At 68.6% G+C, this 17492-nt stretch carries 16 protein-coding genes and 1 pseudogene; 10 read left to right on the top strand and 7 right to left on the bottom strand.

Features of this window, described 5'->3' with window-relative positions:
* From IG08_RS0151670 to IG08_RS0151700, 7 genes are all read left to right on the top strand, one after another.
* On the top strand, nucleotides 1-940 hold a 940-nt coding region (locus tag IG08_RS0151670), incomplete at its 5' end, for an acyl-CoA dehydrogenase family protein (RefSeq protein WP_267965071.1).
* 78 nt (nucleotides 941-1018) lie between these two features.
* On the top strand, nucleotides 1019-2221 hold the full coding sequence (locus IG08_RS0151675; RefSeq protein WP_158812406.1) for an MFS transporter: 1203 nt from the start codon (nucleotides 1019-1021) through the stop codon (nucleotides 2219-2221).
* A gap of 46 nt (nucleotides 2222-2267) precedes the next feature.
* Nucleotides 2268-2693 (top strand): RidA family protein, encoded by a 426-nt coding sequence (locus IG08_RS0151680; protein ID WP_234343216.1) that lies wholly within the window; start codon nucleotides 2268-2270, stop codon nucleotides 2691-2693.
* A 156-nt stretch (nucleotides 2694-2849) separates the two neighbouring features.
* Nucleotides 2850-4769: a primary-amine oxidase gene (locus IG08_RS0151685; protein WP_030621481.1), complete on the top strand. Its 1920-nt coding sequence runs from the start codon at nucleotides 2850-2852 to the stop codon at nucleotides 4767-4769.
* Entirely contained in the window at nucleotides 4762-6192 is a 1431-nt protein-coding gene (locus IG08_RS0151690) for an APC family permease (protein WP_030621482.1), read from the top strand. The genes IG08_RS0151685 and IG08_RS0151690 overlap by 8 nt, the downstream gene beginning before the upstream one ends.
* Nucleotides 6182-6706 (top strand): hypothetical protein, encoded by a 525-nt coding sequence (locus IG08_RS0151695; RefSeq protein WP_158812407.1) that lies wholly within the window; start codon nucleotides 6182-6184, stop codon nucleotides 6704-6706. The genes IG08_RS0151690 and IG08_RS0151695 overlap by 11 nt, the downstream gene beginning before the upstream one ends.
* A gap of 96 nt (nucleotides 6707-6802) precedes the next feature.
* Complete coding sequence (locus IG08_RS0151700; protein ID WP_030621487.1) at nucleotides 6803-7390, top strand: TetR/AcrR family transcriptional regulator; 588 nt, start codon at nucleotides 6803-6805, stop codon at nucleotides 7388-7390.
* A 57-nt stretch (nucleotides 7391-7447) separates the two neighbouring features.
* Here the strand turns inward: IG08_RS0151700 and IG08_RS0151705 are convergent, their stop codons facing one another.
* Nucleotides 7448-8455, bottom strand: a complete 1008-nt coding sequence (locus tag IG08_RS0151705) for a zinc-dependent alcohol dehydrogenase family protein (protein WP_030621490.1) — start codon at nucleotides 8453-8455, stop codon at nucleotides 7448-7450.
* A 41-nt stretch (nucleotides 8456-8496) separates the two neighbouring features.
* Nucleotides 8497-9531: an aldo/keto reductase gene (locus IG08_RS0151710; protein WP_030621493.1), complete on the bottom strand. Its 1035-nt coding sequence runs from the start codon at nucleotides 9529-9531 to the stop codon at nucleotides 8497-8499.
* 96 nt (nucleotides 9532-9627) lie between these two features.
* Between IG08_RS0151710 and IG08_RS0151715 the strand changes: the two genes are divergently transcribed.
* Complete coding sequence (locus tag IG08_RS0151715; protein WP_030621495.1) at nucleotides 9628-10203, top strand: TetR/AcrR family transcriptional regulator; 576 nt, start codon at nucleotides 9628-9630, stop codon at nucleotides 10201-10203.
* Nucleotides 10204-10225: 22 nt separating this feature from the next.
* Here the strand turns inward: IG08_RS0151715 and IG08_RS0151720 are convergent, their stop codons facing one another.
* The 5 genes from IG08_RS0151720 to IG08_RS0151740 are packed head-to-tail and all read right to left on the bottom strand — an operon-like array spanning nucleotide 10226 to nucleotide 15421.
* Entirely contained in the window at nucleotides 10226-11137 is a 912-nt protein-coding gene (locus IG08_RS0151720; protein WP_043457513.1) for an acyl-CoA thioesterase, read from the bottom strand.
* Nucleotides 11134-11586 (bottom strand): PaaI family thioesterase, encoded by a 453-nt coding sequence (locus tag IG08_RS0151725; RefSeq protein WP_052425319.1) that lies wholly within the window; start codon nucleotides 11584-11586, stop codon nucleotides 11134-11136. Before IG08_RS0151725 ends, IG08_RS0151720 begins: the two co-directional genes overlap by 4 nt.
* On the bottom strand, nucleotides 11583-13865 hold the full coding sequence (locus IG08_RS0151730; RefSeq protein WP_052425320.1) for a bifunctional salicylyl-CoA 5-hydroxylase/oxidoreductase: 2283 nt from the start codon (nucleotides 13863-13865) through the stop codon (nucleotides 11583-11585). Before IG08_RS0151730 ends, IG08_RS0151725 begins: the two co-directional genes overlap by 4 nt.
* Before the next feature lie 12 nt (nucleotides 13866-13877).
* Complete coding sequence (locus IG08_RS0151735) at nucleotides 13878-14078, bottom strand: hypothetical protein (protein WP_030621506.1); 201 nt, start codon at nucleotides 14076-14078, stop codon at nucleotides 13878-13880.
* Between the two features lie 11 nt (nucleotides 14079-14089).
* Entirely contained in the window at nucleotides 14090-15421 is a 1332-nt protein-coding gene (locus IG08_RS0151740) for a phenylacetate--CoA ligase family protein (RefSeq protein WP_030621508.1), read from the bottom strand.
* A 278-nt stretch (nucleotides 15422-15699) separates the two neighbouring features.
* On the opposite strand from IG08_RS0151740, the gene IG08_RS55365 reads away from it, so the two are divergent.
* Nucleotides 15700-17178 (top strand): flavin-containing monooxygenase, encoded by a 1479-nt coding sequence (locus tag IG08_RS55365; RefSeq protein WP_052425321.1) that lies wholly within the window; start codon nucleotides 15700-15702, stop codon nucleotides 17176-17178.
* Between the two features lie 74 nt (nucleotides 17179-17252).
* A pseudogene (locus IG08_RS0151750) lies at nucleotides 17253-17492 on the top strand (acyl-CoA dehydrogenase family protein); the annotation flags it as partial.

Below are 17492 nucleotides of genomic sequence, written 5' to 3' on the forward strand. Positions count from 1 at the left end.
GACCCAGCACGACGTCTGGGGCGACAACCCCGACAGCTGGATCTGCGCCGTCTACGCCGGCAAGGACACCCACGTCGAAACCCTCGACAACGGCTGGCGGGTCACCGGCCGCTGGAGCTACGCCAGCGGATCCGCCCACTCCCAATGGGCCATCCTCGGCGTCCCCATGGCAGACGCCTCAGGCACCCCGGACATCGGCCTGCTGCTCATCCCGACCAGCGAACTCACCGTCGAGGACACCTGGTTCGTCACCGGCATGCGCGGCACCTCCTCCAACACCCTCGTCGCCCAGGACGTCTTCGTCCCCTCCCACCGCCGCCTCTCACTGCAAGGTGCCGGCAGGGGTGAGACGGCGACGCCGTTCCAGGGCGAGACGCTCTACAGGTCGTCGTTCAATCCGGTGTCGGGTCTGTGTCTGGCGGCGCCGCAGGTGGGCCTCGCACAGGCGGCACTGGACCTGGTCATGGAGAAGGCACCCAAGCGGCCCGTCCCCTTCTCCCCCTACCCCTCACAGGCACAGGCTCCCACCGTGCAGCTCGCCGTCGCCAAAGCAGCCTCCCTCGTCGACAGCGCAAAACTCCACCTCTACCGCGCCGCCGCCGAAGTCGACGAGACCGCACACCAAGGGGGCACGCTGGACGCCGGCGCGCAGGCACGCAACGCCATGGACGGTCAGGCCGCGTCCCGCTACTCGCGTGAGGCGATCCGGATCCTGATCTCCGCACACGGATCCGGAAGCTTCGCCGAGTCCAACCCCCTCCAGCGCATCTGGCGCGACTGCGAAGTTCCGACGGCTTCGCCACCACGTCCTACGGCAAGGCCCTCCTCGGCGCGAGCTGAGCGCTCCGCTGTCCCGGGGCACAGCTCGTCACGCCCTTCCCCCTGCCAACCACCTGTTACGAGGCGCCCGTCACGAACTGCACGACAGGAAGGGACATGAACTCCGTTGATAACAACAGGCACTGCCGCGGTGACGGACGTCGAGCGCTCGGTGCGCGTACGCGATCACGTCAGGCTGATGGTCTTCATACTGATCGGCAACCTCGGCATCTACGCGTTCGCGGTCGCGGTCCCGGGTTATCTCCTGCCCGCCTCGGTGCAGGACATCGTGGGCACCGGAGCGACGACATCGGCGGCGAACCTCGCGCTCATCACCATGGTCGGTTCGTTCGCCGCCATGATCGCCCAGCCCGTCGCGGGGCTGGTGTCGGACCGTACACGCAGCCGTTTCGGGCGCCGGGCGCCGTATCTGCTCGGCGGGGCCCTGGTCGGTGGCGTGGCGATGATCGGGCTGGGCTCGGCCAACAGCATCCTGCTCCTGACGGTCTTCTGGACCGTCGTACAGATTTCCTACAGCTTCACGCAGGCCCCGCTCGCGGCGGTGCTGCCGGATCGCGTTCCCGAATCGATCCGGGGCACCTTCTCCACCTTCGCCGGCCTCGGCCTGAGCATCGGCGCGACCGGGGGCGCGGTCGTCGGAGCCGGATTCGTGTCGAACACCGCTGCGGGCTACCTCACGTTCGGCGGCATCGTGCTCGTCGGCGTGGTCCTCTTCGTGGTGTTCAACCCCGATCGCTCCAGCAAGGGCGAGCCACGGGAGCCGTTCTCGTCGTCGACCCTGCTGAGGACCTTCTGGATCAACCCGGCCAGATATCCGGACTTCGCCTGGGCCTTCCTCGGCCGCATGCTGCTCTCCCTGGCCTACTTCATGGTGACCGGCTATCAGCTCTACATCCTTGAGCACTACATCCACGTCGGCTCCCTCGACGAAGCCGCGTCCGTGGCCGCGCGACTGAGCATCGTGACCGTGATCGCCACTATCATCGGCGGGGCCGTGGCCGGTCCGATCTCCGACCGGATCAAGCGCCGTCGGCTGCCGGCCGTCGCCGCGGGGGTCATCTACACGCTGGGTCTGGCCGTGCCCCTCGTGATGCCCAACGTCACCGGCATGACGATCTACTCCTTTCTGTACGGCCTGGGATTCGGCTCGTACGCCTCCACCGACATGGCACTGATGAGCGAGGTGCTCCCCTCGAAGGAGGAGCACGGCAGGGCCCTCGGCCTGCTCAACGTGGCCGTGGCCCTTCCGCAGGCGCTCGGGGCCGGCCTCGCCGGCCTCCTGGTGATCACGACGGGGAGCTACACCGTGCTGTTCCCGGTCGGCATCGTCATCGCGCTCGCCGGCTCCTTCGCGGTGATCCGCATCAAGTCCGTCCGCTGAGGGTCCGTCGCCTTCCTTTCCCGTGGCGGTTCCCATGAAAGCTCCCATGAAAGCAGCGAAGAACATGGCACACGAGATCATCAATCCCGCTGGCCTGGCCAAGCCGTCCGGCTTCGCGCACGGTACGAAGGCCGGCGACACGCTGTACCTCGGCGGACAGACAGCGATGGACAGCGAAGGCAAGATCGTTCCCGGCGGCATCGTGGAGCAGTTCACCCAGGCGTTCTCCAACGTGCTCACGACCCTCACCGAGGCCGGCGGCACGCCGAGTGACCTCGTGTCGGTCACGATCTACCTCACCGATGTCCAGGACTACCAGCGCAACGGCCGCGAGATCGGCCGCATCTGGCGGGAGATGGCCGGAACGCACTACCCCGCGATGGCCGGCATCGGGGTGACCGAACTCTGGCAGCCCGAGGCGGTGATCGAGATCCAGGGAATCGCCGTGCTCAACGGCGCCCGACAGCAGTAGGCGTTTCACGATCAAGCGGTTGGCCGCGTCCGCATTTACGAGGAGGAAACGCGGCCGGGGGTTGGTGTGTAACACCGGCGGAGGATTTTTTATCTACGACCGTAGAAAAAAGATGCGGGCGTGCTCACAAGACGCACCGACCTCCGAGGGACCTCCATGAACGCGCTCCCCCATCCGCTCGCCCCGCTGACCCCGGACGAGATCACCGCTTCCCGCTCGATCCTGGCCGACGCCGGACTGCTGACCGACTCCACCCGCTTCGTCTACCTCGGCCTGGAGGAACCGGCGAAGCACGCGCCCTCCGCCGGGCGGCGGGTCCGGGTGCTGCTGCACGACATGGCCGGGGCACCCGCCCGGGACCTCGTCGTGTCGCTGACGCGGCGGGCGATCGACTCCGACCACACGCTCAGCCCCGTGACCGATGGACAACTTCCGGTACTGGACGAGGAGTTCGGTCTCGTCGAGGAGATCCTGGCGACGGACGCCCGCTGGCTGGCGGCGCTGAAGAGCCGGGACCTGGACGTGGCACATGTGCGGGTGGCCCCGCTGTCGGCGGGTGTCTACGCCGACGAGTACCCGGAGGAGACCGGCCGCCGCATCCTGCGTGGACTCGCCTTCGTCCAGGAGCACGACAAGGACCATGCCTGGGCCCACCCGGTCGACGGTCTCGTCGCCTACGTCGATGTGCTGAACCGGACCGTCGACCGGGTCGTCGACCTCGGGCCGGTCCCGGTACCCACCGAGTCCGGGAACTTCGACGACCCGGCCGTCACCGGACCTCTTCGTACGACTCAGAAGCCCATCGAGATCACCCAGCCGGAAGGCCCGAGCTTCACCCTCGACGGCAATCTGCTGCACTGGGAGAAGTGGTCGCTGCGGATCGGCTTCGACGCCCGCGAGGGCCTGGTCCTCCATCAACTCGCCTTCGCGGAGCGGTCGTTGATCCACCGCGCCTCCATCGCCGAGATGGTCGTCCCCTACGCCGACCCCTCCCCGGTCCGGTCCTGGCAGAACTACTTCGACACGGGCGAGTATCTGATCGGCCGCTACGCCAACGCCCTCCAGCTGGGCTGCGACTGCCTCGGCGACATCACCTATCTGGACGCCGTCATCGCCGACGAGTCCGGTGCCCCGCGCACCCTCACCAACGCGATCTGCCTGCACGAGGAGGACTACGGCATCCTCTGGAAGCACACCGACCTCTGGGCGGGCTCCACCGAGACCCGTCGCCAGCGGCGCATGGTGATCTCCTTCTTCACCACCGTCGGCAACTACGACTACGGCTTCTACTGGTACCTCTACCTCGACGGCACCATCGAGTTCGAGGCCAAGGCCACCGGCGTCGTCTTCACCTCCGCGTACCCCGGCGGCGACTACCCGTACGCCACCGAGATCGCGCCCGGCCTCGGGGCGCCGTTCCACCAGCACCTGTTCTGCGCCCGCCTGGACATGGCCGTGGACGGTACCGACAACCGCGTCGAGGAGGTCGAGGCGGCCTCGGTGCCGATGGGCCCGGACAACCCGCGCGGAAACGCCTTCCGGCTGCGGCGCACCCCGCTGACCAGCGAGGGCGGCGCGCAGCGCATGGCGGACGCGAGCGTCGACCGGGTCTGGCACATCTCCAACCCGGCATCGCTCAACCGCCTCGGCCGGCCGGTCGCCTACGCCCTGCACCCCGAGGGCAAGCCGGCACTGCTGGCCGACCCCGGATCCTCCGTCGCCGCCCGCGCCGCCTTCGCGACCAGGCACCTGTGGGTCACCCGCTACGACCCCGCCGAGCGCTATCCCGCCGGGGACTTCGTCAACCAGCACCCGGGCGGCGCCGGCCTGCCCGCGTACACGGCCGCCGACCGCGACCTCGACGGGGACGGGAACGGCCAGGACATCGTCGTCTGGCACACCTTCGGCCTCACCCACGCCCCACGGCCCGAGGACTGGCCGATCATGCCCGTCGACTACACCGGTTTCGCCCTCAAGCCGGTCGGCTTCTTCGACCGCAACCCCACCCTCGACGTGCCCGCGACGGCGGCCGGCCAGGACAACCACTGCTGTGCCCCGGAGGCCCACCATGGCTGATCAGAAGACCGTCACCGGCGGCGCCACCACCGGCACACAACAGGAAGCCGAGCTGCGCGGCTCGATCGGCGTCGCGGGGATCGTCTTCCTCGTCGTCGCGGCGGCCGCTCCGCTCACCGCGATCGGCGGAGCACTGCCCGTCATGCTCGCCATCGGCAACGGTCCCGGAGTGCCGGCCGCGTATCTGCTCGTCGCCGTCGTCCTGCTGCTGTTCAGCGTCGGCTACGCGGCGATGAGCCGCCATGTGGTGGACACCGGCGCCTTCTACTCCTACGTCACCGCCGGACTCGGCAGGATCACCGGCACCGGCGCGGCAGGACTGGCCCTGCTGACGTACACCGCCGTCCAGGCCGGGATCTACGGTCTCGCGGGCGTCACCGCCGACAGCCTTGTCGTCAAGTACGGCGGCCCGGACGTGCCCTGGTGGCTGTGGAGCGGCGTGCTCCTGGTGTGCGTCGGACTGCTCGGCTACCGCAACATCGACGTCGGCACCAAGGTCCTGTCGGTGCTGCTGGTCCTGGAGGTCGGCATCGTCGCGGTCGTGGCAGTCGCGGTGCTGGTCAAGGGGGGTGCGCACGGGATCGATCTGACCTCCTTCACCCCGTCCGCGTTCGATACCGGCTCGCCCGGCATCGGTGTGATGTTCGCCGTCGCGTCCTTCGTCGGCTTCGAGGCCACCGCCATCTACAGCGAAGAGGCCCGCGACCCCAAGCGTGCGGTCCCCAAGGCCACGTACATCGCGGTGATCCTGATCGGCGTGTTCTACGCCCTGTCCAGCTGGACCGTCGTGCTCGGCGTGGGAACGGACCAGGTGCAGGCCGCCGCGGCCAAGGACACCTCGGGCCTGGTCTTCGCCGTCGCCGCGCAGTACGTGGGCGGCCCGGCCTCGGACGTGATGGAGATCCTGCTGCTGACCAGCCTGTTCGCCGCGCTGCTCGCCTTCCACAACACGATTTCCCGGTACCTGTTCTCGCTGGGCCGGCAGGGCAGCGCCCCCGCCGTCCTCGGGCGCAGCCATGCGCGGCACGGCTCCCCGCACGCCGGGTCGCTGGCGCAGACGGCCACGGCGCTCGTGGTGGTCGCGGCCTTCGTACTGGCGGGCGCCGACCCGGTGCTGGAGCTGTTCACCTGGATGAGCGGCCTCGCCACCCTCGGCGTCCTGCTGCTGATGATCCTGGTGGGCGTGGCCGTCGTGGTCTTCTTCGCCCGTACGGCAGCCGACTCCCGCCTGTGGCACACCCGGATCGCCCCGGGGCTCGGCATCCTCGGCCTGTGCGCGGTGACCTGGCTGGTCCTGGACAACTTCACCACCCTGATCGGCGGTTCGGCCGGGCTCGCGCGGCTCTTCGAGGGGGTCGCGGTGCTGTGCTTCGCCGCCGGGGCGCTGTCCGCCGTCCGCCGTACGTCGCGCCGTGACGGGTGACGTGCACCCGCTGCTGACGGTGGCCGGTCTGGCGGGGGCTGTCCTCTGCCTGGCCGGTCATCTGCCCGGCAGGCTCCGGCACTGGGGGCCGCACGCGGTGGCCCTGAGCGTCATGGCGTCGACCGCCCTCGGGACGGGTGGCGGGCGACTGCTGTGGGTCGGCGCCGCCGCCGTCGGGGTGGCCTGTGGGTGGCGGGCGTTCGCGGGCTGCGCGGCCCGGCGGTCCGCCGAGGTCATCGACCTCGCCGCGATGGCGGTTCTGACGGCGGCGGCTGCGCCCTCGGCGGTTGCTGCCCACGGGGCACATACGCGGATGGCCGCGACCACCGGTGGACCATGGCTGTGCCTGTTCCTGCTCACCTGCTGGCTGATCGCCAGGACCGGCACCGTCGTCATCGCCCAGGCCTGGGCCCAACCGCCGGTTGCGGGGGGCGTACAGGGAAGCCGCGTGGTCATGCTCCGGGAGAGCGGAGGCCTGATCATGATCACGAGCATGGCGGCCATGTTCGCGTGACCTTCGGAATGACGTTCGGGTGGCCCGCGGCCTGGGCTAATGTCGGGCTGGGCCAGGACATTCGGTTCCAGCGGCCGGCAGGGAGGCAAACCGGGCATGCCGAAGATCGTCGACCACGAGGCGCGTCGCCGGCAGATCGTCGGGGCCGTGTGGGCGCTGATCGCACGCCGTGGGCTGGACGCCGTCACCATGCGGGAGCTGGCCGCCGAGGCGGGTTACACCAACGGGGCCCTCGCACCGTACTTCCGGAACAAGGACGAGATCCTTCAGGCCGCGTTCCAACGTGCCTTCGACAGCACCAACATCCGCGCAGAGAAGGCCATCGGGGACGCCACGGGACTGACCGCCCTGTGCCGCCTCTGCTACGAGATCATGCCGCTCGACGAGGAACGGCTCCTGGAGGCACGGGTCGTGATCGCCTTCTGGGGCCGCGCGCTGCACGACGAGCGGATGGCCGCCGTGTACGAAGGGGTCATCGATCTGTGGGGGCAGCGGATGCGGACCTACCTCGACCAGGCCCGGGCGGAGGGTGACGTCACCACCTCCACTCCCGACGAAGTCACCGTCGACACCCTGCTGGCCGCGCTCACGGGCTTCCAGATCAACGCGCTGCTCGCCCCGCACGCCACGTCCCCCGAACGCCAGGAAACGGTCCTGCGGGAACTTCTCTCCGCCCTCGCCTGACGCCCTACCGCGGGCGAGGGATCTGGGGGGTCCTGTTCGTGGGGGGCGTGCCTTTCGTTACGAGGCGACGGTGACCACCGTCCGTCCGAGCTGCTGCTCCGACTGGATGTAGGCAAAGGCATCGACGACCTGGTCGAGCTGGAAGGTCTTCGCCACGCGCGGCGTGAACCGGCCGTCGGCGAGGCGCTCCAGCACATGGGCGGTCGCGTGTTCGCGCACCTTCGGGTCGCTCAGGATTTCACCGACCGTGTACCCGCGGATCGTGAGGCTCTTGCCGATCACGAAGTCCTGCGGGAACAGCCCCGGGCCTCCCGCGAGGATGCCGTACTCGATGATGATGCCGCCCGGCGACGCGGCTGCGGCAAGCTCCTGGACGAAGTCGCCGCCGATCGGATCGAAGGTCACGCGGACGCCCCGCCCGGAGGTGATCTCGGCGATGCGGGTGGCGTAGTCCTCGTCCTGCGTCACGATGACGTCGGCGGCACCGAGAGCACGCAGCTGGTCCGCCTTGGCGGCGGTGCGGGTGACCGCGATGGGGGTCGCGCCGGCGTCCCTGACGATCTGGATCGCCGCGAGGCCCACGGCGGAGGACGCGGCCGGGATGGAGACGAAGTCCCCGCTGCCGATGCCCCCCACGGTGACCACGCCGTACGCGGTGAGATAGGGCACCCAGAGGGCTGCGGCCTCAGCCGGCGTCAGAGTCGCCGGATACTCGCACAGCAGGTCGGCGGGGACGATCCCCTCTTCTCCGAGAGATCCGTAAAGGCTCTCGTCGAAGGGGCCGATGGGAGCGACGCGCTTGCCGATCCAGGACGGGTCGACGCCCTCGCCGACCGCGTCCACCACGCCGGCGACCTCGTACCCGAGTCGCGACGGCAGCTCGGGCTGGACGAAACCGGTCCCCTCGAACTGGTGGCCGCTCATGAACATGAACTGATCGCGGCTCAGTCCGGCCGCCTCGACGCGCAGGCGCGCCTCACCGGGCCCGGGCTGCCTGGACGGCAACTCGTCGACCTTGAGGTTCTCGGGTCCGCCGAAGGCATGGAGTCGGACGATGCGGGGCATGGGTGGGTCCTTTCGTTTCGCTGTCTCTTATGGCGGTCGGGTCAGTGCCCTGCGGGCGAGCCGACGGGGTTCTGCGTGCCGTTGACGGGCTGGAGCGTGCTGTGTCGCGATGCCTGCTCCAGCCGTTCGACGGCCTCGGCGGGGAGTTCGAGCCGGAGTCCTTCGAGGCTCTGATGGAGGTGCTCGGTGGTGCGGGGGCCGATGATCACGGAGGTGATGCCCGGGCGCTGCGCGACCCAGGCGAGGGCGACGGACGCGGGGGTCGTGCCCATTTCCCCGGCCACCTCCGCGACGGCCTCGGCCACATCGAGGTTGGCGTCGTTCAGGTACTGCCTGAGGAACATGTCGGCGCCGGGCAGACCGGACGTCCCGAGCCGGTTCATGCGGGTGCCCACGGCCGGCTCCTCGTCGCGGCGGTAGCGGCCGGAAAGGACGCCGCCTCCGAGGGGCGACCAGACCAGGGTGCCCATGCCGTGCCGCTCGCAGGCCGGAAGGATCTCCGCCTCGATGTAGCGCGCGACCAGCGAGTACTGCGGCTGGAGGCTGATGAGGGGGGTGGTCCCGGCGCGGGCCGCGGCCCACTGGGCCTCGACGATCTGCGCGGCGGTGAAGTTGGAGGCTCCGAGGTAGCGGACCTTGCCGGCGCGAACGAATCCGTCCAGCGTGGCCATGGTCTCCTCGATCGGGGTGGAGTCGTCCCAGTGGTGCGCCTGGTAGAGGTCTATGTAGTCGGTGTCGAGGCGGCGCAGGCTGTCGTCGAGTGCCTTGGTCAGGTGCTTGCGGGACAGTCCGCTCTGGTGGGGGCCCGGTCCCATGGGCGAGGCGGCCTTGGTGGCCAGTACGACGTCCTCGCGGCGGCCCTTGATCGCCCGGCCGACTGTCTCCTCCGACTGGCCGGCGGAGTAGGCGTCCGCGGTGTCGACGAAGTTGTTGCCGGCGTCCAGGAACTCGTTGACGATCCGTGCGGCCTCCTGCTCGTCCGAGGCGGCCATCACATGGCCGGATCCGAAGTTCATCGTGCCCAGGCAGGCTCGGGACACCTTCAGGCCCGACCGTCCCAGCGTCTCGTAGTGCATGGCGCCCCTCCGGTTTAGGATGAGATAAGCGGATCAGTAGTTCCGCTTAATCGACGATACGGAACACTGGATCCGTTTAGCAAGTCGGGAGTCCTGATGTCCGACGCACCCCGTCCGCTCCGCGCCGACGCGCGGCGCAACCGCGTCCGCGTGCTGGACGCGGCCAAGACCGTTCTCACCCGGGAGGGGATGTCGGCGTCCATGCGCTCGATAGCGCAGCACGCGGGAGTGGGGCTCGGCACCGTCTACCGCCAATTCCCGACGAAGGAGGCGCTCTACGAGGCCATCGTCACCGAACAGACACGGGACCTCGTCGGGCGGGCCCGGAGTCTCGCGGAGACCGGGAATCCCGGTGAGGCGTTCTTCACGTTCTTCACCCACGCCGTCACCGACTCGACCGGGCAGAAGATGCTCGTGGACGCCCTGACCGATGCCGGCGTCGATCTCAGCACGGGGCTGCTGGGCGAGGCCAACCGCGACCTGCTGGCCGCGACGGAGACACTGCTGACCCGCGCCCAGCAGGCGGGAGCGGTGCGCGCGGATGTGGCCATGCAGGAGCTGAGCGCGCTCCTGTCCGCCGCCTGCCTCGCCGCCGAACGCCAGCAGTGGGACGACGCCCTCCGGACGCGCGTGCTCGGCATCTTCTTCGACGGCCTCGGCCCCCGCACCTGACACACCGTCACTCCCGGCAGGCTCAAGCCTCCGGGGCGCGGATGACACCCTCCTGGGCCACGCTCGCCACGAGGACTCCGTCCTCGGTGTAGAAGCGTCCGCACGCCAGGCCGCGGCCGTCCTGGGCGGACACCGCGTCCTGTACGTAGAGCACCCATTCGTTGAGGTCCGCGGGCCGGTGGAACCACATGGAGTGGTCGAGGCTCGCGGTCGTCACCCCGTCGCTCTGCCAGCCGAGCCCGTGCACGCGCAACAGCGGTTCGAGGATGGTGTAGTCGCATACGTACGCCAGCGCGAGCTGCTGGGTGAGCGGGTCGCGCGGGATGTCGGTGAAGGCGCGAATCCAGAGAGCCTGGTGCCCCTCCTTGCCCGAACTCGCATCGAGGTAGACCGGCCCGGGGTCGTGCCGGATGTCGAAGCTCCTCCCCCACGCCCAGTACTCCGCGGCCGGGCCCTTGAGCGCGTCCCGGTTCCGGAAGTACTCCTCCGCGCTCGGCAGCTCGGCAGCATGACGTACGGAGCGTGTCAGCGCTTCGTGGTAGATGTCGCGGCCGGCCGGCACGGCGAACGACACCGTGGCGGTGAAGACCTCCTTGCCCGCCTGCGTCCCGACGACCGACCGGGTCGAGAATCCTCGGCCGTCGCGCGTGATCCGCACCTCATGGAGGACGGGTTCACCGATGTCGACCGGCCGCAGGAAGTAGGAGTGGAACGAGTGGACTTGCCGGTCGTCGCCGACGGTGGCCGCCGCTGCCGCCAGCGCCTGGGCGACGGTGTCGCCGCCGTACGCCTTGGGCCAGGGCACGTACTGGGGCTGCGCCGAGAAACGGGCGAAGCCGTCTCCGCGGTCGAGCTCGGTCAGCGCGATCGAGTCGAGGAACGGCCGCGCCGTGCCCGTGTTCGTCATGACAGCCCTCGTCGTCCCGGTGTTCATGATCTGTCCTCTCCGACTGTGGGATCGGGGCGCACAGCGACGGTGACCCGGGCGATCGCGCTCGGGCGCGCCGCCCCGTCCGCCGTGATCGACACGTCCCACAGCCATGTCGTACGGCCCTGGTGGAGCGCCCGGCCCGAGGCGAGCAGGCGGACCGGGACGAGCGTCGGGCGGAGAAAGTTGGTCGAGTTCGACATGCCGAATCCGAGCTCGCCGCGCGTGCTGACGCCCCAGTTCGTGCCGTACGACGCGACGGCCTCCGCGATCGACGCGTAGACCCCGCCGTGGATCACCCCGGTGACCTGCGCGAGACCGGCGCCGGCGTCGACCGTGGCCTCGGCGAAGCCGTCACCGATCGCGGTGAAGGCCAGGCCGTACGACGCGTCGAACGCCGAGTCGCCGATCCTCGCCCGGCGGCGGTCCGCCTCCGGGATCCCGTGGCCGGTCACGGGACCTGCGCCCGGCGTCGCGCGCCCAGACCGGAGAGGTACTGGGGCGGAGTGGCGGGGTCGGTCCAGTCGAGGTCGAGCGCCGCGTTCATCGTCCAGTAGGGGTCGACGAGGTGCGGGCGCGCGAGCAGGCACAGGTCGGCCCGCCCGGCGACGATGATGGTGTTGACGTCGTCGACGCTGGAGACCGCGCCGACGGTCATCGTGGGGACGCCCGTCTCGTGCCTGATGCGGTCGCTGAACGGCGTCTGGTAGAGGCGGCCGTACTCCGGTCGGGCCTCGGTGCTCGTCTGGCCTGTGGAGACGTCGACGATGTCGGCGCCGGCTTCCTTCAGCCAGCGCGACACCGTGACCGCGTCGTCGCCGTCGAACCCGCCCGGCACCCAGTCGGTCGCGCTGAGCCGCACACTGATCGGCTTGTCGGCCGGCCAGACGTCGCGCACGGCGGTGAGAACTTCGCGTGCGAAGCGTGCTCGGTTGCGCAGGTCGCCGCCGTACTCGTCCGTGCGCCGGTTCGACAGCGGGCTGAGGAAGCCGGACACCAGGTAGCCGTGTGCGAAGTGCAGCTCGATCATGTCGAAGCCGGCGCTCTCGGCTCGGCGGGCGGCCGCCACATGGTCGTCGACGATGGCGGCGATCTCGTCCCCGGTCAGCTCGTGCGGCACCTGGCTGTCGGTCCGATAGGGGATGGCCGAGGGTGCCACGATCGGCCAGCCACCGGATTCGAGGGGGTCGTCGGTGCCCTCCCAGCCCAGCTTGGTCGAGGCCTTGCGGCCGGCGTGGCCGATCTGCAGGGCGATCTTGGCGCTCGTCTGCTGGTGCACGAAGTCGACGATGCCCGACCAGGCGTTCGCCTGCTCGTCGTTCCAGATGCCGGGGCAGCCCGGCGTGATGCGCCCTTCGGGAGAGACACACGTCATCTCGGTGATGACGAGGCCGGCGCCACCGACCGCCCGGGAACCGAGGTGGACGAGGTGCCACGTGGTGGGCATCCCGTCCACGGCGGAGTACTGCGCCATCGGGGAGACCGCCACCCGGTTCTTCAGGGTGAGGTCGCGCAGCTTGAGGGGGTAGAACATCGGCGGCGTACCGGCCGGCGCGTCGTTGCCGGCCTCCAGTTGCATGCGATGGAACCAGTCGTCGACCCGGGCGACGTAGAGCGGGTCGCGCACCCGCAGATTGTCGTGGGTGATGCGCTGGCTGCGGGTGAGCAGCTGGAACACGAACTGCTCCGGCGGAAGGGACGTGTAGCGGTGGATGCTCTCGAACCACCGCAGGCTCGTCATCGCCGAGCGGCGCAGCGAGGCGGCCACGGGCCGGCGTTCGGCCTCGTAGCTCTTGAGCGCCGCCTTGACGTCGGACTCGGCGGTGACGGCCGAGACCAGCGTGATCGCGTCCTCCAACGCCTGCTTCGTGCCCGAGCCGATCGAGAAGTGCGCGGTGTGGGCCGCGTCACCGATGATCACGACGTTGTCATGGAACCAGCGGTCGTTGCTGACGTCCCGGAAGTTGAGCCACCCCGAGTTGTTGCCGATGAGCCGATGGCCGTCGAGATACCCGGCGAAGATCTCCTCGCAGAAGGCCATGGACCGCTCGTCGCTCTGCCCGGGCGTGCGCGAGTCGGCGGCGAACTCGTCCAGACCGGCCCGCCGCCAGGTGTCGGGGTCGGTCTCCACCAGGAACGTCGAGTGGGTCTCGTCGTAGGGGTAGATGTGCGCCCAGAACATGCCGTGGGGCGTGTCGACGAAGACGAACGTGAAGCAGTCGACCGGCCGGTCGGTGCCGAACCACGCGTATTTGAACGGGCGGTTCTCGACCTTGGTACCCAGTTCGCGGCCGATGGCGTCGCGGGTGGCACTGTTCACCCCGTCACCGGCGATCACCAGGTCGTGGGTCGACTTCAGCTCCGCGAGGCTTGGCGCCTCGCGTTGGTGCTGTACGACCACCCCGAGTTCCTTGGCACGCCGACTGAGCGTGAGGAGCAGCTCCTTGCGGGGCAGCGCGGCGAAGGAATGGCCGTCGGAGCGCTCACGGAATCCCTTGAAGTCGATGTCGATCGCGGACCACTTGCGCCACATCGCCTCGATCCGCGCGAAGGAGACAGGGTCGGCGGTCGCCAGGTTGTCCAGCGTCTCCTGTGAGAAGACGACTCCGAATCCGAAGGTGTCGTCAGCCGCGTTGCGTTCGTAGACGGTGATCTCGTGACCGGGATCGGCGAGCTTGAGGAGTATGGCGGAGTACAGCCCACCGGGGCCGCCGCCGATGCATGCGATGTTCATGAGTATGGGTGCTCAGCATCCGGAGTCGATGAGGTGCTCGTAGTCGAGCGCCAGGCCTGTGACGACGATGGACAGGCTCGCCAGCGCGTCGCGGAGATTCGCGACCGCCGTCGGCGGAAGGTCGCTGCTCACCAGGTCCTTGAGCACGTGGTAGACGGTGAGGACCGAGGCCTCGTCGGTGGAGACGGGGTTGTCCAGCAGGTCGGTGGTCATGTTCTTGCTCCTCAGGCGGGGCGGAGGTCGGTGAGACGCTTCGCCTTGAGCTCGAAGCGCGGGAGCGAGCCGGGCTCGGCACGCTCTATGAGGAAGCGGAGCCCTTCGTGCGTGTCGGCCAGTTCCTTCACGAGCGCGGCCTCCAGCACGCCCCAGTCGGCGTCGGTGACGGTGGGCGAGGGGTCGACGACGAGGGTGATCTCGTCGCGGATGCCCTCACGGGTGATGCGCAGCTGGAACTCGTCGATCACCGGGAAGGTACGCACGATGCCTTCCACGGCGCGCGGGTACACATTGGTGCCGCGCACGAGCTTCATATCGTCGACGCGGCCGATGATCCCGCCCTGGTAGAGATCCCAGGTGCGGCCGTTCGAGGCGAACGTCGACGGCACCTTCACGACGAGGTCGGCCGTGCGGTAGCGGATGAGCGGGATGATGCTCCGGCCGAACGACGTGCAGACCCGCTCGCCGGCCTCGCCGTAGGGCAGTTCGCTGCCGGTCTCCGCGTCGATGACCTGCTCGATGAAGTGGTCCTCGATGATGTGGCAGCCGCCCGGCTGTTCCTCCGGCTCGAACATGAAAACCGTTGAGATCTCGGTCATGCCGGCTGTGTCGTACGTCTTCGCGCCCCACTGCGCCTCGATCAGCGCCTTTGTCTCCGGGATGGACCCGGCGGGCTCACCGGAGAGGACCACGGTGCGCACCGGGCTGTTCTTGAGGTCGTAGCCGAGCTTCTCCGCCTCCTCGGCCAGACGCAGGGCGTAGGTGGGGGTGGACGCGACGACGGTGCAGCCGAAGTCGATGATCTGCTTCACGCGCGCGGCCGTCGTCTGCGCACCGCCGGGAATCGTCAGGGTGCCGATCTTCTCCAGGCCGTTGTGGAGTCCCCAGAATCCGATGAAGGAGCCGTAGCCGAAGGCCACATAGGCGATGTCGGTGGAACGGACCCCCATCCCCCACAGGCCGTAGCACCACATCTCACTGGTCCACTTCCAGTCGCGACGGGTGTCGAGGGCCCGCAGCGGCGTCCTGCCGGACGTGCCGCTCGTCGTGTGCAGGCGGATCGCCGCATCCGCACCGGCTACGGGCAGTTCCCCGAACGGCGGCGTGGATTCCTGGCTCGCCATCCACTGCTCACGCGTGAGGAAGGGGATGCGATCGATGTCGCTCCAGGTCCTGAGCTGTTCGGGCCGGAACCCGGCCTTCGCGAACGAGGCCTTGTAGAAGGGGCTGCGGGCGTTCGCCCAGTCGACGAGCCGCCGGAGCTTGGTCAGTTGCAGTGCGCGCAGCTGCTCGCGTTCGAGCGCTTCGGTCTTGGGGTTCCAGAAGTCCGGACTGGCCATTGCACGTCACCCTCCGCCTCACATGAGCCAACAACATCACTTCAATTTGACGATCGTCATGATTCAGGGATGTTACAGGCTTGTTGCTCCTGTCATCCAACTTCGACGCTTGAGCGAGGGTCTGGTTCGATCTTGGTGCACCTTCGCGCGGTTAACCCCCCGGAAACATAGCGCTGTAATGCTCGATCCACATCGCACTTCCGTGACGGTCGTAATGAAGCAGTATGGAGCGACTGGAGCGTGTGAGGGTGCGCTCAGTCGAGCGAGAGGGTGAGATCGTGAACGAGATCGTGGGCGGAGTCCGTCGTACGAAGGTGCTCATCGTCGGGTCCGGAGGGAACGGGATCTCTGCGGCGGTGCTGCTGAAGCAGGCGGGGATCGAGGACTTCGTGATCATCACGAAGCACGACGACTTCGGGGGTGTGTGGCACCAGAACACGTACCCGGGGTGTGGGGTGGACGGGGCGATCTCCATCTACCAGTTCAGCTACGCGCTCAACCCGGAATGGTCGAGCCTGTTCGCCAGCCAGGCCGAGGTGGCCACGTACATGTGCAAGGTCGCTGCGCAGTACGGGCTGTACGAGGACACCCGTTTCGGTACCGAGATGCTGGGCGCGGAATGGCTGGAGGACTCCGCGTGCTGGTCGGTGTCGACGACGAGCGGCACCTACCACGCGGACGCGCTGGTGCTGGCGACCGGATTTCTGGAGGAGCCAGTCTTCCCGAACATTCTCGGTATCGATTCCTTCGAGGGGCGGATCTTCCACTCGTCGATGTGGCCGGAGGGCTACACCGGCGAGGGCGACCGGATCGCCGTCGTCGGCACCGGATCCTCGTCCATCCAGATCGTGCCCGCCATGCAGAAGACGGCGCAGGAGGTCACAGTCTTCCAGCGCACCCCTTGCTGGATCATCCCGAAGAACGCACACGTCTTCACCGAGGACGAGCGAGCCGGCTTCCGCGAATCGCCCGAGATCCTCCAGCGGCAGCGTGACGAGGGCTTCGAAACCGGGGAGCGCATGTGGGACAACGCGTTCTTGATGAAGGACCCGACGGAGTCCGCGAAGTTCGAGGACATGGCCCGCAAGTACCTGGAGGAGCAGGTTCCCGATCCGGAGCTGCGTCGGATGCTGACGCCGGATCACCAGTTCGCCTGCAAGCGGCCGGGCGCGAGCGACACCTACTACGCGGCGTTGCAGCGGGACAACGTCGAACTGGTGCCGGAAGCCGTCGTGCAGATCGGTGCGGGGTCCGTCCGGTCCGCCGACAAGCGCGAGTTCGAGGTCGACACGATCGTCCTCGCCACGGGTTTCCTCTACGGCGGTCACATCCTGCACAAGGTGAAGCGGCGGGACGGCAGGACGGTGGGCGAGGTTCAGCAGGGTCATCCGCGGGCGTACAAGTCCGTGGAGGTCTCCGGCTGTCCCAACCTCTTCCTCATCGGTGGCGCCGGGCCCAACGGGCAGAACTGGAACGGCCTGGCCTGCGGGGAGATCGTCGGAACGTACCTGGTCAAGGTGCTCCAGTACATGGAGGAGCACGGGATCCGCGCGGTCGAGGTCCACGAGGAGGCCGAGACCGAATGGAAGCGCCAGACCGACGAGATCCTCGCCCGAGGGGTAAGCCTGGCCGGCGGGTGCGTGAACTACTCGCAGGACGACACCGGTCACAACAAGGCCGCCTACCCCGGAAACCAACGGCAGATGGCTGCCGACCTGTGCGAGTTCGAAGCCTCGGTCCACCACGTCGTCGCCTGACGCGTGATGGCGGCGCGGATTGAGTTGTCGCGGGTTTCGACCGCGGTATGTGTCCTACTTGAAGGAGTCAGAGGATGAGTATCGTTTTGGACCGTCCGTCGGCCACGACGGCGGATCGTGAACTGCGTGCCGAACTGGTGGAACGAGCCTCCAAACTCGTGCCCCTGCTGGCCGCGAACGCGGAACGCACCGACGTCGAGCGACGGGTGCCGGAAGAGAACATCACCGCACTGCGCGAGGCCGGACTGCTGTCCCTGCTGCGGCCCAAGCGCTTCGGCGGACTGCAGACCGACATCCGCACCTCCCTGGAAATA

The sequence above is a fragment of the Streptomyces fulvoviolaceus genome, from assembly GCF_000718165.1.
GTDB classification, from domain to species: domain Bacteria; phylum Actinomycetota; class Actinomycetes; order Streptomycetales; family Streptomycetaceae; genus Streptomyces; species Streptomyces fulvoviolaceus.